This is a genomic window from Mesorhizobium sp. WSM3873 (assembly GCF_001672445.1).
Taxonomy (GTDB): domain Bacteria; phylum Pseudomonadota; class Alphaproteobacteria; order Rhizobiales; family Rhizobiaceae; genus Mesorhizobium.
On sequence record NZ_LYTM01000024.1, the window covers coordinates 1 to 22,914 of the forward strand.

At 65.8% G+C, this 22,914-nt stretch carries 24 protein-coding genes and 1 pseudogene; 4 read left to right on the top strand and 21 right to left on the bottom strand.

The window, feature by feature from the left end:
• Nucleotides 1-20 precede the first annotated feature (20 nt).
• From A9K71_RS17285 to exbB, 9 genes are all read right to left on the bottom strand, one after another.
• Nucleotides 21-965 (bottom strand): acetamidase/formamidase family protein, encoded by a 945-nt coding sequence (locus A9K71_RS17285; protein WP_066998210.1) that lies wholly within the window; start codon nucleotides 963-965, stop codon nucleotides 21-23.
• A complete protein-coding gene (locus A9K71_RS17290; RefSeq protein ID WP_066998212.1) occupies nucleotides 955-2,598 on the bottom strand; it encodes an ABC transporter substrate-binding protein in 1,644 nt (547 codons plus the stop codon). Before A9K71_RS17290 ends, A9K71_RS17285 begins: the two co-directional genes overlap by 11 nt.
• Nucleotides 2,599-2,631: 33 nt before the next feature.
• Complete coding sequence (locus A9K71_RS17295) at nucleotides 2,632-3,552, bottom strand: ABC transporter permease (RefSeq protein ID WP_066998214.1); 921 nt, start codon at nucleotides 3,550-3,552, stop codon at nucleotides 2,632-2,634.
• Nucleotides 3,549-4,415: an ABC transporter permease gene (locus tag A9K71_RS17300; RefSeq protein WP_176478976.1), complete on the bottom strand. Its 867-nt coding sequence runs from the start codon at nucleotides 4,413-4,415 to the stop codon at nucleotides 3,549-3,551. Before A9K71_RS17300 ends, A9K71_RS17295 begins: the two co-directional genes overlap by 4 nt.
• Before the next feature lie 19 nt (nucleotides 4,416-4,434).
• On the bottom strand, nucleotides 4,435-5,037 hold the full coding sequence (locus tag A9K71_RS17305) for an ANTAR domain-containing protein (protein ID WP_066998217.1): 603 nt from the start codon (nucleotides 5,035-5,037) through the stop codon (nucleotides 4,435-4,437).
• Nucleotides 5,034-6,128: a transporter substrate-binding protein gene (locus tag A9K71_RS17310; RefSeq protein ID WP_066998219.1), complete on the bottom strand. Its 1,095-nt coding sequence runs from the start codon at nucleotides 6,126-6,128 to the stop codon at nucleotides 5,034-5,036. Before A9K71_RS17310 ends, A9K71_RS17305 begins: the two co-directional genes overlap by 4 nt.
• 159 nt (nucleotides 6,129-6,287) lie before the next feature.
• Entirely contained in the window at nucleotides 6,288-7,256 is a 969-nt protein-coding gene (locus A9K71_RS17315) for an energy transducer TonB (RefSeq protein WP_066998222.1), read from the bottom strand.
• Nucleotides 7,253-7,738: a TonB system transport protein ExbD gene (exbD, locus tag A9K71_RS17320; RefSeq protein ID WP_066998226.1), complete on the bottom strand. Its 486-nt coding sequence runs from the start codon at nucleotides 7,736-7,738 to the stop codon at nucleotides 7,253-7,255. Before exbD ends, A9K71_RS17315 begins: the two co-directional genes overlap by 4 nt.
• A gap of 7 nt (nucleotides 7,739-7,745) precedes the next feature.
• The gene (gene exbB / locus A9K71_RS17325) at nucleotides 7,746-8,744 is read right to left on the bottom strand and encodes a tonB-system energizer ExbB (protein ID WP_156752699.1); all 999 of its coding nucleotides are present in this window, start codon (nucleotides 8,742-8,744) and stop codon (nucleotides 7,746-7,748) included.
• A gap of 183 nt (nucleotides 8,745-8,927) precedes the next feature.
• Here exbB and A9K71_RS17330 point away from each other — a divergent pair.
• Nucleotides 8,928-9,177: pseudogene (locus A9K71_RS17330) on the top strand (isochorismatase family protein); the annotation flags it as partial.
• Between the two features lie 86 nt (nucleotides 9,178-9,263).
• A complete protein-coding gene (locus A9K71_RS32095) occupies nucleotides 9,264-9,434 on the top strand; it encodes a hypothetical protein (RefSeq protein ID WP_197504243.1) in 171 nt (56 codons plus the stop codon).
• Nucleotides 9,435-9,479: 45 nt separating this feature from the next.
• Here the strand turns inward: A9K71_RS32095 and A9K71_RS17335 are convergent, their stop codons facing one another.
• Both A9K71_RS17335 and A9K71_RS32100 read right to left on the bottom strand, forming a co-directional pair.
• Nucleotides 9,480-10,418, bottom strand: coding sequence for an LLM class flavin-dependent oxidoreductase (locus A9K71_RS17335; protein ID WP_066998372.1), 939 nt, complete (start codon nucleotides 10,416-10,418; stop codon nucleotides 9,480-9,482).
• 143 nt (nucleotides 10,419-10,561) lie between these two features.
• Nucleotides 10,562-10,711 carry a hypothetical protein gene (locus A9K71_RS32100; protein WP_082980569.1) on the bottom strand — a complete coding sequence of 50 codons (150 nt, stop codon included), beginning with the start codon at nucleotides 10,709-10,711 and terminating at the stop codon, nucleotides 10,562-10,564.
• A 279-nt stretch (nucleotides 10,712-10,990) separates the two neighbouring features.
• Between A9K71_RS32100 and A9K71_RS17340 the strand changes: the two genes are divergently transcribed.
• Nucleotides 10,991-11,758: an SDR family oxidoreductase gene (locus A9K71_RS17340; RefSeq protein WP_066998232.1), complete on the top strand. Its 768-nt coding sequence runs from the start codon at nucleotides 10,991-10,993 to the stop codon at nucleotides 11,756-11,758.
• Between the two features lie 161 nt (nucleotides 11,759-11,919).
• Here A9K71_RS17340 and A9K71_RS17345 read toward each other — a convergent pair whose 3' ends face one another.
• From A9K71_RS17345 to A9K71_RS17390, 10 genes are all read right to left on the bottom strand, one after another.
• Nucleotides 11,920-12,864 (bottom strand): ABC transporter permease, encoded by a 945-nt coding sequence (locus A9K71_RS17345; RefSeq protein ID WP_066998234.1) that lies wholly within the window; start codon nucleotides 12,862-12,864, stop codon nucleotides 11,920-11,922.
• Nucleotides 12,861-13,916 (bottom strand): ABC transporter permease, encoded by a 1,056-nt coding sequence (locus A9K71_RS17350; RefSeq protein WP_066998236.1) that lies wholly within the window; start codon nucleotides 13,914-13,916, stop codon nucleotides 12,861-12,863. Before A9K71_RS17350 ends, A9K71_RS17345 begins: the two co-directional genes overlap by 4 nt.
• A gap of 30 nt (nucleotides 13,917-13,946) precedes the next feature.
• Nucleotides 13,947-15,458 carry an ABC transporter ATP-binding protein gene (locus A9K71_RS17355; RefSeq protein WP_156752700.1) on the bottom strand — a complete coding sequence of 504 codons (1,512 nt, stop codon included), beginning with the start codon at nucleotides 15,456-15,458 and terminating at the stop codon, nucleotides 13,947-13,949.
• A gap of 163 nt (nucleotides 15,459-15,621) precedes the next feature.
• Nucleotides 15,622-16,647, bottom strand: a complete 1,026-nt coding sequence (locus tag A9K71_RS17360; RefSeq protein WP_066998240.1) for a BMP family protein — start codon at nucleotides 16,645-16,647, stop codon at nucleotides 15,622-15,624.
• Between the two features lie 146 nt (nucleotides 16,648-16,793).
• Complete coding sequence (locus A9K71_RS17365; protein WP_066998243.1) at nucleotides 16,794-17,741, bottom strand: ABC transporter permease; 948 nt, start codon at nucleotides 17,739-17,741, stop codon at nucleotides 16,794-16,796.
• Nucleotides 17,742-17,744: 3 nt separating this feature from the next.
• A complete protein-coding gene (locus tag A9K71_RS17370) occupies nucleotides 17,745-18,719 on the bottom strand; it encodes an ABC transporter permease (RefSeq protein ID WP_066998246.1) in 975 nt (324 codons plus the stop codon).
• A 1-nt stretch (nucleotide 18,720) separates the two neighbouring features.
• Nucleotides 18,721-20,184 (bottom strand): sugar ABC transporter ATP-binding protein, encoded by a 1,464-nt coding sequence (locus A9K71_RS17375; RefSeq protein WP_066998249.1) that lies wholly within the window; start codon nucleotides 20,182-20,184, stop codon nucleotides 18,721-18,723.
• Between the two features lie 45 nt (nucleotides 20,185-20,229).
• Nucleotides 20,230-21,246, bottom strand: a complete 1,017-nt coding sequence (locus A9K71_RS17380; RefSeq protein ID WP_066998252.1) for an ABC transporter substrate-binding protein — start codon at nucleotides 21,244-21,246, stop codon at nucleotides 20,230-20,232.
• A gap of 95 nt (nucleotides 21,247-21,341) precedes the next feature.
• Complete coding sequence (locus A9K71_RS17385; protein WP_066998374.1) at nucleotides 21,342-22,232, bottom strand: SMP-30/gluconolactonase/LRE family protein; 891 nt, start codon at nucleotides 22,230-22,232, stop codon at nucleotides 21,342-21,344.
• Nucleotides 22,232-22,426, bottom strand: coding sequence for a 4-oxalocrotonate tautomerase family protein (locus A9K71_RS17390; protein WP_066998377.1), 195 nt, complete (start codon nucleotides 22,424-22,426; stop codon nucleotides 22,232-22,234). Before A9K71_RS17390 ends, A9K71_RS17385 begins: the two co-directional genes overlap by 1 nt.
• Before the next feature lie 142 nt (nucleotides 22,427-22,568).
• Between A9K71_RS17390 and A9K71_RS17395 the strand changes: the two genes are divergently transcribed.
• Nucleotides 22,569-22,907 (top strand): putative quinol monooxygenase, encoded by a 339-nt coding sequence (locus A9K71_RS17395; RefSeq protein WP_066998255.1) that lies wholly within the window; start codon nucleotides 22,569-22,571, stop codon nucleotides 22,905-22,907.
• The last annotated feature ends 7 nt before the right edge of the window (nucleotides 22,908-22,914 follow it).

Here is a 22,914-nt window from a genome sequence, read left to right on the forward strand (position 1 = left end):
GGGGGTGGGGCGCCGACCTCTCATTCAAACACGCAGCGCGGGAAGTAGAACGACACCACCCAGTTCGGCATGTCGACGATCTCGCTGATCCTGAGATCGCCGCAGACCGAGACCAGCATATAGGCGTCGACCGGGTCGAGCTTGTATCGGCCGGCCAGCAGGTCGACCATCTGACTGACCGCCTGCTTGGCGCCGGTCATCAGGTCGGGCCCGATCCCGGTCGTCACCTCATAACCTTTGGCGTCGAGATGCCGCGTCACCGGGCCCGGCGTGGTGAAGCGCGGCGTCTTCAGCCGCGCGTCCTTCACCAGGTCGAGCTTGAGCACGACGTCCATCGGACTCTCGATCGCAGTGCCGCACACTTCGCCGTCGCCCTGCGCGGCATGCGTGTCGCCGACGGAAAACAGCGCGCCTGCCACTTCCACCGGCAGATAGAGAATGGAGCCGGAGGCAAGGTCCCTTATGTCGAGGTTGCCGCCGACGCGCCGCGGCGGCACCACCGAATGGTGGCCCATCTCGCCCGGCGCGTTGCCGATCGTGCCGGCAAACGGCTTCAGCGGCACGCGGCCTTGTCTGCCGAACAGCGCCGGCTCGAGCGAGCCGGCGTCGTATTTCCAGATGTTGAGTGCCGGCTCCTTGAAGTCGTCGGCAAGCAGACCGAAGCCCGGAATGTTCGCCGTCCAGCCGAAGCCGGACGGCTTGAACATTTCGATTGTCACCTTCAGCGCGTCGCCGGGCTCGGCGCCCTCGACGAAGATCGGCCCGGTCACCGGGTTGATCATGCCGAAATCGAGATTGGCGATATCGCCGACGGTGCTGTCGGCCTTGAGCTGCCCGCCGGAGGAATCCAGGCACTGGAACTCGATCGTCGAGCCAGGTGCCACGCGCTCGGCCGGGGCAAAGGAATTGTCCCAGCCGAAGTGGTGATGGCGCCCGTGGATGGTGTAGTCGCAGTTACTGCACATCTTTCACATACACATTGTCGTAGTTGATCGGGATATGGACCGGGTCGACATAGAGATTGTCGGCGCCGCCCATGCGGGCCGACTTCAGCGTGAAGCGCTGCTCGTTGAAGACCGGCGCCCAGGGTGCGTCCTCCATGATCTTGTCGTAGATCGCGCTCCACATCTTCTCGCGATCCGCGGACTTTGCCGGATCGACGACCGAATCGGCTTCGGCCGCCTTGGCGTCGAGATCCTTGTTGCAGTACCACGCCCAATTCCAGCCGCCCGGCACCGCGCCGGCGCAGCCGAGGATCGGTCCGTAGAAGTTGGACGGATCCGGGAAATCGGCGATCCAGGCCATGCCGCCCGACCAGATCATCGGCGCGCCGGACTTGTCGCCGCCGGCGGCAATCACGTTGGCCTGGGCGAGCGATTGGATGCTGGCCTTGATGCCGATGGCCGCCAGATCCTGCTGGATCGCCTGCGCGATACGCGGATTGGGGTCGGTGTTCATGGCGAACAACTGCGTTTCGAAGCCATCGGAGTGGCCGGCCTCGGCAAGCAGGGCCTTGGCCTGGGCGACGTCATAGGGATAGCCCTTGAATGCCTTGTCGTAACCGGGCATCGACGGCGGCAGCGGCTGATTGGCCGGCACCGCGCGGTTGTTGATCATCTGAACGATGCGGTCCTTGTTGATCGCCATGTTCACCGCCTGGCGCACCTTCACATTGTCGAAGGGCGGCATGGTGGTGTTCATGGTGATGTAGCCGGTGTGCAATTGCCCGCCCACCACGACGCGGGCCTTCTGCTCCGGATCGTTCATCACCTCCTGGAACTTGGCCGGCGGAATGCCGTCGCCGGGCACGTCGATCTCGCCCTTCTGCAGGCGCAGCAGCGCCACGATCGGCTCCTGGCCGATCTCGAAGGTGATCTTGTCGAGATGCGGCAGGCCCTTGTGCCAGTAGTCGGGATTGCGCTCGAAGACGATGCGCTGGCCGAGCGTCCATTCGGCGAGCTTGAAGGCGCCGGTGCCGACCGGATGCTTGCCGAAGTCGGCGCCGTATTTCTCGACCTCCTCCTTCGGCACCACATGCGAGAAGTTGATCGCCATGACATGCAGGAAAGTGGCGTCCGGACGGGTCAGCTCGAACTTGATCGTATAGGGATCGACCGCGGTGACGCCGGAGAGGCTGTTCGCTTTGCCGGCGGCGACCTCGTCATAGCCTTTGATCGAGCCGAAGAAGCCGGCGCCCGGGCTCTGCGTCTTCGGATTGGTGACGCGGTCGAGCGAGTATTTGACGTCGTCGGCCGTCATCTCCCGGCCATTGTGGAACTTCACGCCGTGGCGCAGCTTGAAGGTGAAGGTCTTGCCGTCCGGCGAGATCTCGTAGCTTTCGGCAAGGTCGGGCTTCAGCTTGGTGGTGCCGGGCTCATAGTCCATGAGGCCATCGAACAAGCTCTTGATCATCGACCAGTTCTGCCAGTCGTAGCCGATCGCCGGATCGAGCGTCGCGACATCGTCCTTGTAGGTGATGGTGATGGCGCCGCCCTGCTTGGCGTTAGGGTCGATCGCGTCGTCGGCGCGCGCGCTTGCCATGCCGAGCATCAGCGCAAGCGCCGAGGCCGCCACGGTGGATGCCAGAAATCGTCTCATGTCACTGTTCCCTTTCTCTGGTTGTTGCCTTGTTCATCTGAGTTTAATTCGGGGGTCGATGAAGGGCGCGATGATGTCGGCCAGCAGGTTGCCGAGCACGATGGCGAAGGCCGAGACCAGGGTGACGCCCATGATGATCGGGATGTCGACGCGCTGGATGGCCTGCCAGGCGAGCTGGCCGATGCCGGGCCAGCCGAAGACGCTTTCGACCACCACGATGCCGCCCATGAAGACGCCGATGTCGATGCCGATCATGGCGACCACCGGCAGGATGGCGTTGGGCAGCGCATGGCGGAACAGGATGGCGCCGCGCGCCAGGCCCTTGGCGCGGGCGGTGCGCATATAGTCCTGGCGCAGAACGTCGATCATCGACGAGCGCATCATGCGCGCATACCAGCCGGCGCCGAGTATGCCCATAGTCAGCGAGGGCAGCACCAGATGCCGCCAGCTGCCGTAGCCGCCGATCGGGAACCAGCCGAGCCGGACGGCGAAGACATAGAGCAGGAGCAGGCCAACGACGAATTGCGGCGCCGAGACGCCGACAAAGGAGGCGACCATCAAGGTCTGATCGGTGGAGGTGCCGCGCTTGACGGCGGCGATCAGGCCCATGGTAAGGCCGATCGCGAGCTCGCACAGGATGGCGCCGACCATCAGAAGCAGGCTCGCCGGCAGCCGCGAGACGATGAGCTCGGTGACTTCCGAGCGCTGGATGTAGGAGCGGCCGAGATCGCCGCTGAGCAGCCTTGTGAGATAGTGCCAGTACTGGACGATGAAGGGCTGGTCGAGGCCGAGCTGCCTGCGGATGTTTTCGACCGTGTCGGGCGTCGCGCTGCGGCCGGCGATCTGGCGCACTGGGTCCGCCGGCAGCAGATAGAGCAGCGCGAAGGTGATCAGCGAGACGCCGAGCAGGATGAGCAGCGACTGGATGAGACGTCGGCCGAGATAGGCGATCATGCCCGGCCTCGCTGCGTGGGGTCGAGGATGTCGCGCAGCGCGTCGCCGATCAGGTTGAAGGCAAGTGCAAGCGCCAGGATCGCGGCGCCGGGGAAGAACACCAGCCAGGGCGCCGCCTGGAAATAGGTCTGGTTCTCGAAGATGATGTTGCCCCAGGAGGCCGTCGGCGGCTGCACGCCGATGCCGAGATAGCTGAGCGTGGCTTCGAGCAGCACCGTGGTCGAGATGCCGAGCGTGCCCCAGACGATGATGGTCGGCAGCAGATGCGGCAGGATATGGCGCAACAGGATGCGCGGCGCGCTCGCCCCTATCGTGCGCTCGGCATCGATGAACTCGCGCTCGGACAGCGACGAGGTTTCGGTGTAGATGACGCGCGCGGTCTGCACCCAGTTGACCAGCGCGATCACCATGGCAACGATCCAAAGGCTCGGCTCGAACACCGCCGCCAGGCAGATGGCGAGAAGCAGTGCCGGGAAGGCCATCATCAGGTCGGTGAAGCGCATCAGCGCGCTGCCGATCCAGCCGCGGAAATAACCGGCCGTGACGCCGACCAGCGTACCGATCAGAAGCGCCACGCCGTTGGCGACGATGCCGATGATCAGCGAGGTGCGGGCGCCGAACAGGATGCGGGTCAACAGGTCGCGGCCGAGCAGGTCGGTACCCAGCCAGAACTTGGCGTTCGGCGGCAAGGGCGAACCTTCCAGCGTCAGTCCGTCGAACATCTGCTCGTTCGGATCGTAGCCGGTCAGCCACGGCGCCAGGATGGCGCCAGCAAGCACGATGGCGACGATGAAGAGTCCGAGCAGCGCCAGCGGCCGCTTGAGCAGCCGGCGCCAGACGCCGGCGCGCGGCTTGACCGGCATTTGGCCCGGCGCCGGGAGATCAGGCGCGATGGGATTGGTCACCGCCATCCTCATTTTCCGTCATCGCCACGATCCGCCGGGCCGCTTCCTCGACGCTGATCTGCCAGCTCATCGCCAGCGACCGCAACTGCGCATAGGCGCGATCGTCGTCGCTGCCTTTCGACAGCGCCGCGACCGCGCGCACGATGGTCTGGCGCTCGCCGACGCGCTGGCGCAGCGACGCGATCTCGTCGGCCAGCCGTTTCCCCGCCTCGAAGCTTTGCCGGGCGATCAGCAGCGCGCTGTACACGCCGGCATTGCCGACCGGTTTCAACAATTGCGCGTCGGCTTTTTGCGACAGCGCCCATTCGATGCGGCCCGGCGCTTCCGAACCGATCAGCGCCACCAGGGGCATCGGCGCCTCGCCCGGCTGCCACGGGAACTGCTCGTCGAAGCCGAGATCGGCGTCGAAGAAGACGAAATCCGCGGCAAGCGCCTCTGCCGGCAATTGCGGCCAGCATTCGACCGCCTCAAGGCCGATCGCCGACAGCTGCCTGGTGATCGCCTGCACCGTCGCGTGCGGGCGATGCAGCACGAAAGCCCGCGCGCCGCCGAGATTGGGGATGCGTGCGGACCGGCTCACGACACCACCCTGAGCCGCGGACGGCCGAAGGTCTTCGCCGGGTCGTAACGCGACAGATAGGGATCGGGCGCCACCTCTTCCTCGCGGCTGACGACCTCGAAAAATCCATCGGCGATGCGCCCGATGATCACCGGCAGGGTTGCATGCTGCGTGTGCGGATCGATTGCGATAGGCCCCAGGCGCGTCGTGAAGCGGCGCCCGGCGAAGGCTTTTGAGAACGCCGCCGGGCCGGCGTCGGGATCGCCGGAGAGCACGTCCGCCATCACTTGCACCGATGCATAGGCGGACGCCTCGAAGGACGAGGCGAAGGCAGCCGGGCGCGGCGCGAAATAGGGTCCGGCCGACAAATGGCCCCTGCCCGTTTCGCCGATCGCCGGCAACTCGCCCTCGGTGAGATTGCAGGATATGACCGGGCAGGCATCGGCCTTGAAGGCCGCATTCTCGCGTCCCAAGTCGCGATATGCCGCCAGGAAGGCATAGGACGAGGTGCCGATGAGGTTGTTGAGGATGAAATTCGGCCGCGTGGCGCGGATTTCATCGATCAGGCGCGAAACGTCGGTTTCGCCGATGCGCAGGTAGCGCTCGCCGAGCACCTTGCCCGCAGCGTCGGCGATCAGGTCGCGCGCGACGCGGTTCATCTCCCAGCCCCAGATATAGTTCGAGCCGAGCAGGAAGCCGTTGGCACCGAAACGCGGCGCGACATGAGCCATCAGCGGAACCAGATGCTGGTTCGGGCAGGCATGCATGTAGACGACATGCTCGTTGGCCTCGAACCCCTCATAGGGGCAGGCATACCAGAGCATGCCGCCCGCCTTCTCCAGCACAGGGATCGTCTCCTTGCGGCTCCAGGAGGTAATGCAGCCGATCACGTGGCGGGCGCTGCTGGTCCGGAAGATATCCTCGCAAAGCGTGGCGTAGCGGTCGGCATTGCTTTGCGGATCGCGTTCGACCGGCACCAGCTCGATCCCGCAGCTTCGGTCGGCATTGATGTCGGCGATCGCCCGCATCGCGCCCGTACGGCACGCGTCCGAGACGAGCTGGTAGCTGCCGGATCGCGAATAGAGGACGCCGATCTCGATACGCCGTTTCAAGCAATGCCCCAAAAATGAAAAAGCCCCGCAGCCGCCGCCGACAGGCGAGGCATACGAGGCATTCTTGCCGTCCGGCGACCGAGGCCGATATGTTCGCAGCTACCCTATTCCCTACCGCCCGCCAGTCAAGCCTCAAAGTTGCATGGCGCGGCGGGGCATCTAATCGCGCAGGCTGAAGACGAAAGGCGCGGTGCGGGTGACGTGGGCGCCGAGTTCGGCCGGCGGCGCCGGCACCGACGCGCCCTGCAACACGCCGAGCGCGGCGCGATCGAGATCCGGATCGCCCGAGGATTGCGCCAGCCGGGCAGAGACCACCCTGCCGGAGACGTCTACCGTGAAGGTTACAGTAGGCGTGCCCTCGACGCGCCTTGAGCGCGCCGCGCTCGGATAGCGGGTATGCCGCCTGATCCATGCCGCCAAGCTGGAATTCCAGCGCGACGGGCTGACGCTCGATCGCGACACCGACTCGGAGGATTGCGGCGCGGCGGCCTTCGCGCCTGGGTTGGCAGCGATGCCGGCCATCGTCACGGCCTTTGGCGGCGCGGCCTTTGCCCTTTTCCTCTGGTTCGGCTTTTCGACCGGCTTCTTTTCCACTTTTTTCCTCGCGTCGACGGGCTGGCTTGCCTTCGGCTGCGCCTCGACAGGCTTTGGCTGCGGCAGCGGAACGACGACGTCGGGAGTAACTGTCTCGACAGGTTCGGGCACGACCTCGTCCAGCGGCGGCCGCTCGCTGAGCGCAGCTGCTGTCTCCGCCGGTTCGGCCTCCGCCGCCTTGTCGGAAACGACCGGCGGCTCGGCGACCGGCTCGACCCTTTTCATGACCGGCGCCGGATCGGTCACCGGTTTCACTTCGCTGACCCCCGGCGCCTCCTCGATTGCATCGGGCGGCTCCGGCGTGACCGTGTCCAGCTCTTCCGGCACGGCAGGCGTCGTCGGCAGCGGCGCCATTTCGACAGCCAGCGCCGGCGGCGGGCCGCCGTCCGGCACCTCGGCAAAGCTCAGATTCTGCACCGCATAAGCGACCGCGACATGTGCGGCGAAAATAACCGTGGCCGCGCTTGCCCACAGACCGGCTTCGCGGAAGCCGAAGCGTGGCTGGGTGGACAAGGCGGCGATCGCTTGCGTCATTGCGCCGCGCTTCCGCTTGTCGCCGGCGCGGAGGTGGCGCCCGCGGCCAAAGCCCCGGTGCCGGACGCCGTCTCCAGGCCGACCAGCGCGACTTTCAGATAGCCCGCGGCGCGCAGCAGGTTCATTACCTCCATCAGCTCGCCATAGCCCACCGTCTTGTCGGCGCGCAGGAAGATGCGCGTCTGCTTGTCGCCCTTGGTGCGGCTGTGGAGCACGGTGGCGAAGCTCGGTCGCGGCACAGCCTCATTGCCGATCGCCAGCGAAAGATCGCTTTTCAGCGTCAGGAACAGCGGTGTCTCGGGCCGTGGCGCCGGCAACGCCGTCGATGCCGGCAAGTCGACATTGACATCGACGGTCGCAAGCGGAGCCGCGACCATGAAGATGATCAAAAGCACCAGGATGACGTCTATGAACGGGGTGACGTTGATCTCGTGGCTTTCCTCGAGATCGTCGCCGGCCGTCTCGCGAATCCGCGCCGCCATTGGCCACTCACTCCGCTGCCAACGCGGTTGCCGGCGGCACCGTGCGAAAATCGAGGTCGCGGCTGACCAGCCGCTCGACGCCTGCCGAGGCGTCGGCGAGGATCTGCCTGTAGCCGGCTATCGATCGCGCGAAGACGTTGTAGATCACCACCGCCGGGATCGCAGCCACCAGACCCATTGCCGTGGCGAGCAGGGCTTCGGCGATGCCCGGCGCCACCACCGCAAGATTGGTGGTCTGCGCCTGCGAGATGCCGATGAAGGCGTTCATGATGCCCCAGACGGTGCCGAACAGGCCGACGAAGGGCGCCGTGGAGCCGATGGTGGCGAGCAGGCCGGTGCCGCGCGACATGCGCCGGGACGCTGCCGCCTCGATGCGCGACAGCCGCGAGGTGACGCGCTCCTTCAGGCCGTCGCCCGAGATGTGATCCAACGCGCCGGCGGAGAGCGCGCGCTCTTCCTCCGCCGCCCGCACCAGCAGCGCGCCCGGGCCACCGCTGTGGCCGAGCGCGCGGCCGGCCTGCATCAGCGTCGCGGCATTGCCGATCGCGTTCGCCGCGCGCCGCGCCTTGAGCTTGCCGCCGAGGATCTCCAGCGACTTGGCGAGCCAGATCGTCCAGGTGACCAGAGAAGCGAAAGCAAGTCCGACCATCACCGCCTTCACCACGATGTCGGCATTTATGAACATGCCCCAGGGCGACAGGTCATGCGGCAGCGTCAGCGCAACGGCGGAAGGCTCTTCGCCCCCAGCAGTGCTCGGCGCCGGCTGAACGCGCGGTTCGGTCGGTGCGGCGGCGGTTGGTGCCTCCGTCGCCGGGGCCTGCGCCGCGGCCGGGGCCTGAGCTGGCTGCACGGCCGCCGGAGCTGTTATGGGCTGCTGAGCGGGCGCTTGTGCGGCCGGTGCCGCGGGTGCCGCCTGCTTCTGCGCCGCCGCGCCGTCGGGAAGAATGGAGCCGGCCGCAAGAATGGCGAACGCGGCCAGCACCACAAAAAGACTGTTCCCGGACAAGGCTAGTCCTCGCTTTATCATTGCACGCCAACGCCGTTTGACTAGAAAACATGAGTTAACGAGTCAACTATTAAGATGTCCATCACCATCAAATATCCGGGTCGGCGCGTCGGTAACCTGGGACGCCGTGGAGTCTGGACTGCGACGCCGTCGCTGGGCCAGCCGCAACCGAGGCAGCAGGCGATGATCAAGGCGACCCCGTTCGACTTCCCCTATGACGGCAGGCTGGTGCCGCAAGACACCGCCCTGCTCGTGATCGACCTGCAGGAGGATTTCCTGTCGCCGACAGGCTATTTCGCCAGGAAAGGCTATGACCCTTCGCCGCTGCGGGCCATTCTGCCGACGGTGAATCGGCTGATTGCGGCGGCGCGCGCCGCCGGCCTCGCAATCGTCCATACGAGGCAAAGGCTACCGCGCCGACATGGCCGATATGGTGACGGTCGAGGACGGCGTCTTCGGCGCGCTGGCGAGCTCGGAGGCGGTGATCGCCGCGCTGTCGCGGATCGCAGAAGAACGGAATTGATATCGGTCGAAGGCCGCCCCGCCATTCTGGTCACCAGCCCGGATCGTCCGGACGGGCCGCCGCGCTTTTTCATCCTCATCGATTGGGAGAACGGCCGGATTGCCGGCATCCGCGATTTCCTCTTGGCCGACTATGTCATGGATGGCGTCGATTATGTCCCGTCCTGATGAAACCGGCATCCGCAGCGGCCGGTCTCACCGCCATCCGCGATTTCACCGAAGGTGTGCCCCGGTGAACGAGCGCGACGCGAACGTTCCTGGCGCCAGGGTGTCGGCGTCGCACCGAGCCAGCGAATTCGCGATCGGCGTGACCGTTTCGCGGCCGATCCGCGCGATCTCGCTGGAACGGTCGATACCGCCGATCATGAATTCCTCGATGCCTAGCGCGGCATAGGGCAACAGCGAGAGCGCAAGCCGCGCCGGCGGCCCCGCGACCTCGACCGTCTTGTGGTCGGAGGCGCCGGACCAGCCTTCGGGGCGAATGCGGACGGGAAGCGCGAAGCGCAATCTGCCGGCGCGGCCGTGCTCGGCTGCAGCGCCGCGCACGCGCTGCATCAACTGCGCGACTTCGTCGGGCGAGCCGGCCGCCAGCTCGAATATATCGGCATGCCGGCCGGCGACCTTCAGCGCGGTGTCGGACTGGCCGCCGAGCCGGATGGTGAGGTCGCCGCCATGCAGGCCCTTGCGCGGCACGTAACCGCCTTTGACGCTGTAGAAGGCGCCTTCATGGTCGAAGGGCTCGTCGTTCGACCACAGCCGCTTCAGCAGCACAAGATATTCGTCGATGCGCTGCCACACCACGCTGTGGCCGGCCGGCCGCGCCTCGGCATCACTGTCCTGGAGCGGCTCGCTCAGCATCCTGAGCGACAGGCGGCCGCCGCCTCTCAAGTCGAGCGCCGCGAGCTGCCTTGCCGCCACCGCCGGCTCGACCACACCGGCCCAGTGCGTCAGCACCACTTCCAGCGCCGGGGTGCGGTCGAGCGTCTGCGCGGCGATGTCCATGTTGGCGAGCAGGCCGGCCGGATCGTCGATCACCAGCTTGCGGAACCCCGCATCCTCGATCAGCGACAGCTTGGTCGCCGTCTCGGCGAAATCGTAGAAGAAGCTGCCATTCGCAGGCTTACCGGGAACATGCGTGAACTCGATCGGCATTGCCATCTCCTCCGTCACGTTGGCTTGCCCCGCTCCACCTCGAACAATCCAATGCGCGCAGGCGCGCCGACGCGCCCTGGCGCTCGGCCAGCTATCTTTCTCCGGTTACTCCAAGGACAGCGGGACCGTAGGCCACGGCTCTGTCAGGGGATGATCCCAAGCACCACCGCGCCGGTGAACACGAATGCCAGCGCGAAAACGAGATAGGCGAAGGTTCCGCCATAGGCGGGCCTCCAGCTCTGGTCGGCGGTCAGCCTCTGGCCCTTGCGCTGAACATTCTGCATGTAGGTCATGGTCGAGCCTCCGTCTCAGCCATTAATCTATAAAGTTAGTAGACTTGTCGAGTGCTATTTTTCGCCGGTTTTGGGAAGGACGTCCTCGGAAACGGCAACTTGAGGGGCGTTTATTCTCAGCCGAGATCGAAAAACATGCGGGGATGCGCCACCGGAGGATCCGACAAAATGCCTGTAGCTCCGGCTTTTCGGCGGCAAACGGCCTCGTTCAAGCGCTTGGCTACTCGGTACGCGAGGGGATAGCATCAAAATAGTCTCACAGGACTCAGGGAGAAAAACATGGGTGGAAGGCTGGCGGGCAAGGTCGCCATCATCTCGGGCGGCGCGACGGGCATGGGTGGAGCGGCTTCCGAGCTGTTTGCCGCCGAAGGCGCCAAGGTTGCGATCATCGACCGCAATGGCGAGGCCGCCGGCAAGACCGCCGCGGCGATCCGCGTGCGCGGCCATGTCGCGGAGCATTTCGTAGCCGACGTTTCCGACGAGGCGCAGGTCGAGGCGGCGGCGAAGGCGGCCGCGGAAAAATTCGGGCCGGTGACCGTGCTGTTCAACCACGCCGGCACCATTGTGATTAAACCCTTCTTGGAGACGACCCTGCAGGAATGGGACTGGCTGCACGCCGTCAATGTGCGCTCGATGTTCCTGATGACGCGGGCCGTGCTGCCCGGCATGATCGCCGCTGGCGGCGGCTCGATCGTCTGCACCTCGTCGATCTCGGCGGTGGCAGCGACGCCGAACGAAGTGCTCTACGACACGACAAAAGGCGCCTGCCACATGTTCGCGCGCGCCATCGCGGTGGAGTTCCGCGACCGCAACATCCGCTGCAATGCCGTCTGCCCCGGCTTCATCCGCACGCCGCACGGAATGCGCGAGGTCGCCGACCTCGGCAAACTCGGCGTCGATGTTTCCGATGCCGCCATGGCCGCGCAACAGGGCCGCATCGGCGAGCCGGAGGAGGTGGCGAAGGCGGCGCTGTTCCTGGCGAGCGACGAATCGAGCTTCGTCAACGGCGCGCATCTGTTCGTCGACAACGCCTTCACGGCGATCTGAGGCGTCCCAAGCTGGGCGCCCTTCCTCTACCCCGTCGATCGGGGGAGAGGTGTCGAGCGCAGCTCGACGGAGTGGGGGTCGACCCTTGGCGGTGCAGGAAGGTTCTTGCACCTTGATCCGTTGGGGGAACCACCTTGCAACCGTCGAGGAAAGTATCCTACCTACCGTTCCTCGCGTCGAAACGGCTTCAGCAGCGCCGAAGGCGCGACCGCGTTGCGCGAAATGAAGGCCATGGCGACGATGGTGAAGATGAAGGGCAGCATCAGGAAGGCTTCGTAAGGGATGTGCCCGAGGCCGCTGGCCTGCATCCTGAGCTGCAGCGCGTCGACGAAGGCAAAGAGCAATGCCGCACCCGCCGAACGCCACGGGTCCCAGCGGCCGAACACCACCAGCGCGATCGCCACCCAGCCGCGGCCCGACACCACGCCGAAGGTGAAGGCGTTGAACTGCGCCATGGTGAGGAAGGCGCCGGCGAGCCCCATCAGCGCGCCGCCGAGGATCACCCCCTGGAAGCGCGTGGCGATCACGCTGACGCCGGCGGAATCCGCCGCGCGCGGGTTCTCGCCGACCATGCGCACCGACAGCCCCCAGGGCGTGCGGTAGAGCACGAAGGCGGCAAACGGAACGGCGATGATCGCGAGATAAACCAGCGTGAACTGGTTGAACACCGCCGGACCCAGGATCGGAATTTCCGACAGCAGGGGGATCGGCGCCGGCTGAAAGCCCTTGATGCTGGGCGGCACCGATTGCTGACCGAAGATCAGCCGGTAGAGGAAATAGGCGAGCCCAGAGCAGAACAGCGTCACGCCGATGCCGCAGACATGCTGGCTGAGGCCCAAGACCACCGTGAACAGCCCATGCAGCGCGCCCATCGCCGCCCCGACAAGCACGGCCACCAGCACGCCCAGCCACAGGCTGCCGCTCAGGCTCGCGGCGGTGAAGCCGGCCATGGCCGCCAATAGCATGATGCCTTCAATGCCGAGATTGAGCACGCCGGCGCGCTCGGAAAACATCTCGCCTAGCGTGGCGAAGGCGAGCGGTGTGGCGATGCGGATGATGGCGGCGAGAAAGCCGACCTGAAAAATCTGCTCGAACACCGCGCTCATGCGGGCGCCCCCACGCGGCGGATGCGGTAGGCGGTGAAGAGCAGCGCCACCAGCATCGCAAGCAGCGCCGTGCCTTGGATGACCTCACTGAGAAAGGCCGGCACGCCGGTTGCGCGCGACATCGCCTCGGCACCGGTCATGACCGCGGCAAGGAAGATCGCGGCCGGCACGACGCCGAGCGGATTGAGCCGGGCGAGCATGGCGACGACGATGCCGGAATAGCCGTAGCCCGGCGAGATGTCGCTCATCACCTGGAAGTGGACGCCACCAACCTCGCCGACGCCGGCCAATCCGGCCAGCGCGCCGGAAAGCAGCGCGGTGGAGAGCAGCACGCGCTGGGTATTGATGCCGCCATAGCGCGCCGCCTCCGCATTCTCGCCGGTGACGCGGATTCGGAAGCCGAGCGTGGTGCGCGCGATAAGGAACCAGCAGACGGGCGCTGCGATCAGCGCCACGACGACGCCGATATGCAGCCTTGTGCCTTCGATCAGCACCGGGAAATTGGCGGAATCCTCGATCGGCGGCGAGATCGGATAGCCGGAAAAGGTGTCTTTCCACGGCCCCTCGATCAGCGCCATCAGCGCGTAATAGATGACCGAGTTGAGCAGCAGCGAGCTGACCACGTCGTCGACCTTGAGTTGGACGCGCAACGTCGCCGGCACAAGCGCGATGAGGGCGCCGGCCACCGCGCCGGCCAGCACCATCAGCAGCATGGCGAGCGGTCCCGGCATCGGGATGGCGCCTACGGCACAACTCGCAACCGCGCCGGCGAGCAGCTGGCCTTCGGCCCCGATGTTCCAGAACTTGGCGCGGAAGGCGATCGCCACCGCAAGGCCGGTGAAGATCATCGGCGCGGCGCGAACCAGCGTCTCGGTGATGGCGTAGCTGTCGCCGAGCGAGGCCGAGAGCATCACGCCATAGGCCTCGATGACACCGGCGCCGGCGACAGCGATGAGACCGCTGCACAAAACCAGCGCGACGGCGATGGCGAGCAGCGGCAGTGCGAGATTGAACCAGGCCGGAGTCGAGCTGCGGGCTTCGAGACGGAACATCAGGCGTGCTCCCGAGGCAATTCCATAGCTCTACGCCCTCCCCTCCGCGCCGGTCATCAGCAGCCCAAGCCTCGCGACGGTGGCCTCCGAGCCGGAAAGCGTGCCGGCGATGCGGCCTTCGTACATCACCGTGATGCGGTCGCACAGCATCAGCAACTCCTCGAGATCCTCGCCAATCACGATGATCCCGCAACCCTTGGCACGCATGGCGAGGAACTTCTCGTGGATGAACCGGGCGGCGCCGATGTCGAGGCCGCGCGTCGGCTGCGAAACGATCAGCACCTTCGGGTCGAAGGCGAGCTCGCGCGCCAAAAGCGCCTTCTGCAGATTGCCGCCGGAAAGCGCGCCGGCGCGCGTCATGGGCCCGGGACAGCGTATGTCATAGGCCTTGATCTGCGCCTCCGCGAAGGCGCGGATCGCGGCCGGATCGAGCAGTCCCTTGCGGCTGAAGGCCTCGGTGCCGATGCGGGGCAGCACCATGGAGTCGGCTAGAGGCAGGTTGGTGACCAGCCCGGTCGTCATCCGGTCCTCCGGAATGCGGCCAAGGCCGAGCGCCTGCAGCTCGCGCGGCGAAAATTGCGCAACTGCTTTGCCGGCTATCGTCATCGAACCGGCACTCGGCGACAGCATGCCGGAGATCACATCAGCCAGCGCCCGCTGGCCATTGCCGGAGACGCCGGCAACGCCGAGGATCTCGCCGGCGCGGACGAAGAGCGAGACCTCGCGCAGCGGCGTGCCGCCATGCCCTGAGGTGGAGACGCCGTCGAGCGTCAGCACGGGCGCGCCAGGCGTCGAGACCTCCTTGATCGGCGGCATGATTTCGTGGCCGCACATCAGCTTGGCCATCTCGGCCGAGGTGGTTCCTGCCGGATGATCGACGCGGCCGGCGACCTTGCCATGCCGAAGCACGACGCAACGATGGGTGAGCGCCCTGACTTCGTTGAGCTTGTGCGAGATGAAGATGATGCCGAGCCCTTGCGCCGCCATCGAGCGCAGCGCGGCGAAGAGGCCATCGACCTCGCTGGGCGCCAGCACCGCCGTCGGCTCGTCGAGGATCAGGAGCCTGGCGCCGCGAAAGAGCGCCTTGATGATTTCCAGCCGCTGCTGCTCGCCGATCGAGAGCGCCGAGACCGGCAGGCCGGGATCGAGATGTAAGCCATGCTGGCGGCCGATCTCCTTCAGCCGCGCCAGCCCGCCCGTGCGGTCGATGCGGCCGGACTTGCCGGCAATGCCGATCAAGAGGTTTTCCAGCACCGTCAGCCGTGGCGCCAGATGGAAATGCTGATGCACCATGCCGATGCCGGCCGCGAGTGCATCGGCCGAATTGTGGATGGCGACCGGCCTGCCCTCGACCAGGATCTCGCCCGCATCCGGCGCATAAGCGCCGAACAGCACGTTCATGAGCGTCGTCTTGCCGGCGCCGTTCTCGCCGAGCAGGCCAAGGATCTCGCCGGGGGCGACGCTGAGATCCACGCCCTCGTTCGCCTTGACGGCGCCGAAACTCTTGGTGATGCCGCGCATTTCGATCAGTGGGACGGGCAAGGATGCTCCTAATATCCCTCCCCCTTGAGGGGAGGGTGGCCCGCAGGGCCGGGTGGGGTCGCCCGCGACGCGCTCCATCTTCAGTCGTCAAGGTCGAGCGGTTGAGACGACCCCTCCCGCCTCGCTTCGCTCGGCACCCTTCCCGCAAGGGGGAGGGTACTGGTCAATCCGACACCGGCGTGTTCTCGTCGACGTCGACGCGGAAATTGCCTTCCAGGATCTCGGCTCTCTTCTTGGCGACCAGGTCCTTGACCTCGGCCGGCAGCGTCTTGTCGAACTTGTGATAGGGCGCGAGATCGGAGCCGCCCTTGGCCATGCGCGAGAAGTCGCCATAGTCCTGCGCGGTGAAGACGCCCGCCTTGACCAGCTTGATCGCCTGCTCGACCGTCGGATACATGTTCCATACCGGGCCGGTGATCACCGTGTCGGGTCCGAGGCTCGACTGATCGGACATGTTGGAGATGGCGTAGATCTTCTTTTCGACCGCCGCCTCGATGACGCCGAAACGCTCGGCATAGATGACGTCGACGCCGGCATCGATCTGCGCGATCGCGGCCTCCTTGGCCTTCGGCGGATCGAAGAAGGAGCCGATGAAGGCGACCTTCCGCTTGATGTTTGGATTGACCTCCTTGGCGCCGGCGAAGAAGGCGTTGACCAGCCGGTTCACTTCCGGAATGCCCATTGCCGCGACAGCGCCGATCGTGCCCGACTTCGACATCTTGCCGGCGATCAGCCCGGAGAGATAGGCCGGCTCGTGTATCCAGTTGTCGAAGACGCCGAAATTGGGTTCCGCAGGCCCGGCGCCGGAGCCGAACAGCCAGGCCGTCTTCGGAAACTGTTTTGCCGTGCGCCGCGATTCGCGCTCGGCGGCGAAGGCGTCGCCCAGCACCAACTGGTAGCCGCCTTGCGCATATTCGCGCATCACGCGGCTGAAGTCGGCGGTCTGCACCTTCTCCGACCATTTGTATTCGATGCCCAGCTCCTTCTCGGCCTTCTGCAGGGCGACATGGATCTGGTTGTCCCAGGGCTCCTCGATCGGCGTCGCGAAGATCGCCGCCACCTTCAGCTTCTTGTCCTTGGCGAAGGCCACGCCGGGCAGCGCCACCGCGGTCAGCCCGAGGGCGCCGAGTTCCAGCACATTGCGCCGCGACAGGCCGGCGCGTTGCGTTTTGCGATGATCGTTTTCCATTGAAATCCCCTCTGCTCGACAGCCGTGTCGAGCCGGCCGTTCAAAACATGTCAGACGGGAGGACTATGGAACGACGCCCGACCTTTGTCCACATGGTCAAATTTGGCTGGAGAGACCCCGCAGAGCGACCCCCTCCTCGCGACTTGTCACCGCACAGCCTTCTCGCCACCCGCCGCCGTGATCACCCCGACGATGATCAGCCCGGTCAGCACCAGCCGCACGCCGGCGCTGACGCCGAAGGTGTTGAGCATGGTGAGCAAAAGCACCAGGAACAGGCCGGCGCCCCAGACGCCGGGCACGTTGGCCTTGCCGCCGGCGACCGAGGTGCCGCCGATGACGACGACCGCGATGGAGGCGAGCAGATATTCATTGCCGATATCGACATTGGCGCCGCGGAAATAGCCGGCAAGCAGCGCGCCGTCGATGCCACCGAGCGCGCCGCAAAGCGTGTAGGTGAGGAAGCGGATGCGGCCGACATTGACGCCGGCCAGCCAGGCGGCGCGGATGTTCTGCCCGATCGCCAGCACCGAGCGGCCATAGATCATGCGCTGCAGCGCCAGCGCCGCGGCGACGGTGAAAACCACCGTCAGTATCGCCAGCACCGGGATCCCCAGCACCTGCCAGTTGGTGAAATCGGCAAAGCCCGGCGGCGGCTTGATCTGCAGGCCGCGCCCGTAGCTGATGTCGACCGACTGGATGATGAAGCTCGCCGACAGCGTCGCGATGATCGGCGGAATCCTGAGCGCCCAGATCAGCAGATAGTTGATGGCGCCGATCGCCGCGCCGCAGGCGAGCGCCGCCAACAGCCCGACGACGATCATCGAATCGCTGCCGCCCATAACCTTCATCGCCACCGCGCTCGCCAGTCCGATATTGGCGGGCAGCGACAGGTCGACATTACCGGGGCCGAGCGTGATGACGAACATCTGGCCGACGCCGACTATGACGGTGAAGACGGCAAGCGAAAGTGCCGCCGTGACCATGCCGCCGGCGCCATAGCCGCCGGTGAAGGCGACGGTCGCCACCCACACGAGAACGGCGCCGACGAAGGACCAGAGCCAGGGTTTCTCAAGCAGCATCCGTACAGAGGTCATCGTTCACCTCTCCCTGCGGCTGATCAGCACCCGGGCCGCCAGGACGATAATCAGGATCGCGCCATTGGCAGCCACTTGCCAATCGGGCGGGATGTGCATGAAGGTCAACAGCGGCGAGGCGGCCAAAGCCAGCGTCAGCGCGCCGATGACCGCGCCGATCGGCGACACCCGGCCGCCGACGAACTCGCCGCCGCCAAGGATGACGCCGGCAATGGAAAGCAGCGTGTAGCCGTTGCCGATATTGGCGTCGGCCGAAGTGGTGATGCCGATCAGCGCCATGCCGGAAAGCACGCCGAACAGGCCGGTCAACGCGAAGAGCACGATCTTTGTCTTGAGCAGCGACCAGCCGGCGCGCCTGAGCGCCGCGGCATTGCCGCCGGAACCGCGCAGGATGACGCCATATGAAGTGCGCATCAGGCCAAAATGCACGATCGCCGCGATGAGCAATGCCGCCAGTATAGGGAACGGGATATAGGGCGGCTTGAAAGACATGATCGCCAGCAGCCAGTCCGGAGCCTTGCCGCCCGGCTTCGGCAGGATGAGGATGGCCAGCCCCTGCCAGACGAAGCTCATGCCGAGCGTCACCACGATCGAGGGCAGGTTGCGCAGATGGATCAGCGCGCCGAGCAGCGCGTAGACGCCGATCGAACCGAGCAGCACAGCGACACCGATGAGCGGCGCATCCCTGAGCCAGGTGGCGGTGACGCAGCCGACAAAGCCGACGAAAGTGCCGATCGACAGATCGAGCTCATTGCCGGCGATGACGAACATCTGCGCGATCGTCGCCAGCGCGATCGGGATCGCCAGGTTCAGCATCAGGTTGAAGCCGAAATAGCTGATGGCGCGCGGGTTGAGCCAAGCGATGGCCATCAACACCAGCGACAGCGACAGCGCCGGCAGCAGGCTGCGCAGCATGCGTGCGCGGGCCGCGCTGCCGCGGGAGGATTTCGGGAGCGTGCCGGGAGCGATCGCCGTCATCTCAGGCCGTGTCGCCGAACGAGGACTGGATGATCTTCTCCTCCGTCAGTTCGTCGCGTCCGAGATTGGCGACGATGCGGCCGTTCTTGAAGACATAGACATGGTCGCAATTGTCGAGCTCTTCGGTTTCGGTCGTGTACCAGAGGAAGGTGCGGCCCTTTCCGGCCTCCTCGCGCACGAGGTCGTAGACTTCGAGCTTGGTGCCGATGTCGACGCCGCGCATCGGATCGTCCATCAGCACGATCTCGGCATCGGAGCCGAGCGCGCGCGCAAACAGCGCCTTCTGCTGATTGCCGCCCGACAGCGAATAGATGTTGTTGTTCATGTCCGGCGTGCGGATGCCGATCTTCTTCTTCCAGAATTCGGCCAGCTCCGCCTCGCGCTGCGGCGAGATCAGCAGGCCGTCGCGCAGGCGCTGAAGCGAGCGGATGCCGATGTTCTGGGCGATCGACCATTGGGCGAAGATGCCGTCCGCCTGGCGGTCGCCGGCGACCAGCGCCACCGGCGCCGTCACTTCGATGCCGGCCCTGTCGCGCGAGGCGGCCGAGAAGATCGCGAGCAGCAGGTCCGTCTGGCCATGCCCGGCGAGTCCGGCAAGGCCGATGATCTCGCCGGCGCGGGCGACAAGCTCCTTGCCATCCTGCTGCCGCGCCGGGCGCGCCCGCACCCTGAGCGCCCCGACCGCGACCTTGCGGGTCTCGGCGGCGGCCTTCTGATGTTCCCCGGCGCCGCCCATCGCGGCGACCAGCTTGTCCCGGTCGAACGCGCTTGCGGCGTCGGCGGCGACCACCTTGCCGTCGCGCATCACCACGATGCGGTCGGCATTCTGCAGCACCTCGCCCAGCACATGGGAGATCAGGATGCAGCTGCCGCCCGCGGCGACGAAGCGGCGCACGAATGAAAGCAGCTGGCCGGCCGTGTGCGCATCGAGCGACGAGGTCGGCTCGTCGAGGATGACCAGATGCAGCGGCTCGCGGGTCAGCGTGAAGGCGCGCGCCACCTCGACCATCTGGCGGCGTCCGATCGACAGATCGCCGGCAATGTCGTCCGCCGCGATGCCGTGGTCGGGAAAGATCTCGTCGAGCTTGGCCTGGATGAGATCGGCGGCCTTGCGCCGCCAGCCGAGCCCGCTGAGCGAGGGATGGTTGATGCGCGTGTTCTCGGCGACGCTGAGGTTTGGGCAGAGCGACAGCTCCTGGAAAACGCAGCGTATGCCGAGCTCAAGCGCGCGCGCCACGGAATAGCTCGCTTCCTGATTGCCGCGCACCGCGATCTGCCCGCCATCGGGCCGCAGCGTGCCCGCAACCATATGCATCAGCGTCGACTTGCCGGCGCCATTGTGCCCGACCAGCCCGACGCATTCGCCGGCGCCGACATGGAAGTCGACGCCGTTGAGCGCGCGGACGGCGCCGAAGTGCTTTTCGGCGCCGTCCAGCCTGACGATGTCTGCAATAGCCTGGAGCATCCTCAACGATATCCGGTCGGCGATGCGGCTGGCAACGTCGCGCCGCTATTGCTTGATGTTGGCCTTGATGGCCGCGATCGCGTCTTCCTGGGTGTATTCGTGGGTAGCGACGCCGCCTTCCTTGATCTTCGGCAGCGCGGCCTCGAAATTGTCCTGGGTGAAGGCGAGATACGGCACCAGCAGATCGTGCGGCACGTCCTTGCGGCCGTCGAGCACCTGCTGCGCCACCCAGAAGGCGAGCGTCGACACGCCGGGCGCGATCGAGGCCGACCAGGTCTGGTAGCCGTCCTTGTCCTTCTGCTCCTTCCACCACTTCAGCTCGTCCTGACGGTTGCCCATGATGATGGTCGGACGCGGCTTGCCGGCGGCGGCGAACGCTTGCGCGGCTCCATAGCCGTCGCCGCCCTGGTCGACGACGCCCACGATCTCCGGCAGCGACGGCAGGATGGTCGCCACCGCCTTCTGCGCCGTGGTCTGGTCCCAGTCGCCGGTCACCGAGCCGACGATCTTGAACTCGGGATGGGCGGCGACGCCTTCGAGGATACCGGCGTGGATGGCATCGTCGATCGAGGTGCCTGCCAGCCCGCGGATTTCCAGCAAATTGCCGCCCTTCGGCTGGAACTTGGCCATCTGCTCGACTTCCTGCCTGCCCATGTCCTTGAAGTCGACGACGACGCGGTAGGCGCAAGGCTCGGTCACGATGCCGTCGAAGGAAACGACCACGATGCCGGCGTCGCAGGCCTGCTTGATGGCGCCGTTCAGCGCATCCGGTGAGGCGGCGTTGATGACGATGGCGTCATAGCCCTGCAGGATCAGGTTCTGCACCTGCGCGGCTTGCGTCGGCACTTCCTTGTCGGCGGTGGTGAAGACATCCGCCGCCGCCACCACCTTGTCCTCGACCGCTTTCTTGGTGACGATGGCGTAGCTGTCGAGCATCGCCTGGCGCCACGAATTGCCGGCATAATTGTTGGAGAAGGCGATCTTCTTGCCGCTCGTGTCGGCAAGCGCGGTGCCCGAGGCGAGCATGGCTGCAAAGGCGCTCAAGACCAGTAGTTTCTTCATGTCATTATCCTCCCAGATGTGTTGACTGCTGCACTTCCCACCGGCCCCTGCGGGCCGGCTTCACTCCCATCCGATCTGAGCGCGAACGGTCCCGCTCAAAACAGCCTCAATCCCGGCACCCGTACCCTCAGCCGGTAGAGCGACGTCGACGCGGCGATGTAGAGGCTCCGCAGGTCCTCGTCGCCGAAGGTGAAATTGGCACAATCTTCCGGCGTCGCGATGACGCCGAGCAGATCGCCCGACGCGTCAAAGACATGGATGCCGCCCGGGCCGGTGCAATAGAGGTTGCCGCGGCTGTCGATCTTCATTCCATCCGGCGCGCCTGGCGCATCGCCCTCGGTCACAGCCCATACGGCGCCGCCATTGAGGTCACCATTGGATTCGACGCCGAACACACGGATGTGGCCACGCGTGGTATCGTTGACGAAGAGCCGCGATTCATCGAGCGAGAAGCAGAGCCCGTTGGGCTGCGCGAAATCGTCGGCAAGCAACGTCAGCCCGGCGCCGTCGCCGTCGATCCGGTAGACGCCCTGGTAGGACAGTTCCTGCAGCCTCGGCACGCCGTAGAATTCCGCTCGGCCGTAGGTCGGATCGGTGAAATAGATCGAGCCTCCAGTGGCGACGACAATGTCGTTCGGGCTGTTGAGCTGCTTGCCCTGGTAATGGCTGGCAAGAACGGTCGTGGTGCCGCCCGGCTCGGCGCGGGTGACGCGGCTGCTGGCGTGCTCGCAGGTCACCAGCCGCCCCTGCCGGTCGAGCGTGTTGCCGTTGGCCATGTGGCTCGGGTCGCGGAACGACGCGATTTCGCCGGAAGCGCTGCGCCGGTACATGCGGCTTTGCGGAATGTCGGAAAAGACCAGCCATTTCTCATAGGGATGCCACACCGGACCTTCGATGAAGCCGTAGCCGGTGGCGAGCCGCTCCATCGCCGCATTGCCGACGACGTCATCAAAGCCGGAGTGACGGGCGCGCGCCGGGATCGACATCACGGGCTCTTGGGTTCCCGCACCGGCTTGCCGGCGACGAACCAGTCGCTGCCCGGCACGTCCTCGATCACCACCCAGATCGCTTCCATGGGCAGTTCGGCGACCTCGCTGATCGCCTCGGCGACCCGGCGCGAGATCTCGTTCTTGCGCTTTTGCGAATGACCCTCGAGTATCCGTATGCTGACGAACGGCATGAGCGCTTCCCCGGGATTCTTGTTTTTGTAGGACAAAAGCTAGTCGGGACGCGGACCGGGCGATAGCGGTCTAAGCGCAGCACCGACTGTGGTTTTGCACAGTCGGCGCCGGTACCCGCGGCTGCAGACAGGAGAACCATGGATGGCAGAGAGATGCGGCAGGCCGCTCGTGCGGATTGCGGAACTGGAGATCGATGCCTTCCAGCTCGACAGCTTCAGGGCCTTGCTCGCCGAAGAGATCGAGGCCTCGGTGCAGAACGAGCCCGGCGTGTTGTTCCTGCACGCGGTCTCGATAAAAGGTTCGCCCGAAACGGTGCGCGTCATCGAATGCTACGTCGATCATTCCGCCTCCCACGCCCACCTGACCGCGCCGCACTTTCTCAAATACAAGGCGCGGACGGCTGATATGGTCAGGTCGCTTCGATTGATCGAGACCGAGCCGATCGTTCTGAGGGCCAAGAGCAATCAGCATTCAAGCTGAGCCTGTT

Excerpts from the sequence above, each read along its gene's own strand:
- A9K71_RS17285 (WP_066998210.1), bottom strand. The coding sequence starts at position 965 with ATGTGCAGTAACTGCGACTACACCATCCACGGGCGCCATCACCACTTC.
- A9K71_RS17290 (WP_066998212.1), bottom strand. The coding sequence starts at position 2,598 with ATGAGACGATTTCTGGCATCCACCGTGGCGGCCTCGGCGCTTGCGCTG.
- A9K71_RS17295 (WP_066998214.1), bottom strand. The coding sequence starts at position 3,552 with ATGATCGCCTATCTCGGCCGACGTCTCATCCAGTCGCTGCTCATCCTG.
- A9K71_RS17300 (WP_176478976.1), bottom strand. The coding sequence starts at position 4,415 with ATGCCGGTCAAGCCGCGCGCCGGCGTCTGGCGCCGGCTGCTCAAGCGG.
- A9K71_RS17315 (WP_066998222.1), bottom strand. The coding sequence starts at position 7,256 with ATGACGCAAGCGATCGCCGCCTTGTCCACCCAGCCACGCTTCGGCTTC.
- exbD (WP_066998226.1), bottom strand. The coding sequence starts at position 7,738 with ATGGCGGCGCGGATTCGCGAGACGGCCGGCGACGATCTCGAGGAAAGC.
- A9K71_RS17335 (WP_066998372.1), bottom strand. The coding sequence starts at position 10,418 with ATGCCGATCGAGTTCACGCATGTTCCCGGTAAGCCTGCGAATGGCAGC.
- A9K71_RS32100 (WP_082980569.1), bottom strand. The coding sequence starts at position 10,711 with ATGACCTACATGCAGAATGTTCAGCGCAAGGGCCAGAGGCTGACCGCC.
- A9K71_RS17340 (WP_066998232.1), top strand. The coding sequence starts at position 10,991 with ATGGGTGGAAGGCTGGCGGGCAAGGTCGCCATCATCTCGGGCGGCGCG.
- A9K71_RS17345 (WP_066998234.1), bottom strand. The coding sequence starts at position 12,864 with ATGAGCGCGGTGTTCGAGCAGATTTTTCAGGTCGGCTTTCTCGCCGCC.
- A9K71_RS17350 (WP_066998236.1), bottom strand. The coding sequence starts at position 13,916 with ATGTTCCGTCTCGAAGCCCGCAGCTCGACTCCGGCCTGGTTCAATCTC.
- A9K71_RS17360 (WP_066998240.1), bottom strand. The coding sequence starts at position 16,647 with ATGGAAAACGATCATCGCAAAACGCAACGCGCCGGCCTGTCGCGGCGC.
- A9K71_RS17365 (WP_066998243.1), bottom strand. The coding sequence starts at position 17,741 with ATGACCTCTGTACGGATGCTGCTTGAGAAACCCTGGCTCTGGTCCTTC.
- A9K71_RS17370 (WP_066998246.1), bottom strand. The coding sequence starts at position 18,719 with ATGACGGCGATCGCTCCCGGCACGCTCCCGAAATCCTCCCGCGGCAGC.
- A9K71_RS17375 (WP_066998249.1), bottom strand. The coding sequence starts at position 20,184 with ATGCTCCAGGCTATTGCAGACATCGTCAGGCTGGACGGCGCCGAAAAG.
- A9K71_RS17380 (WP_066998252.1), bottom strand. The coding sequence starts at position 21,246 with ATGAAGAAACTACTGGTCTTGAGCGCCTTTGCAGCCATGCTCGCCTCG.
- A9K71_RS17385 (WP_066998374.1), bottom strand. The coding sequence starts at position 22,232 with ATGTCGATCCCGGCGCGCGCCCGTCACTCCGGCTTTGATGACGTCGTC.
- A9K71_RS17390 (WP_066998377.1), bottom strand. The coding sequence starts at position 22,426 with ATGCCGTTCGTCAGCATACGGATACTCGAGGGTCATTCGCAAAAGCGC.
- A9K71_RS17395 (WP_066998255.1), top strand. The coding sequence starts at position 22,569 with ATGGCAGAGAGATGCGGCAGGCCGCTCGTGCGGATTGCGGAACTGGAG.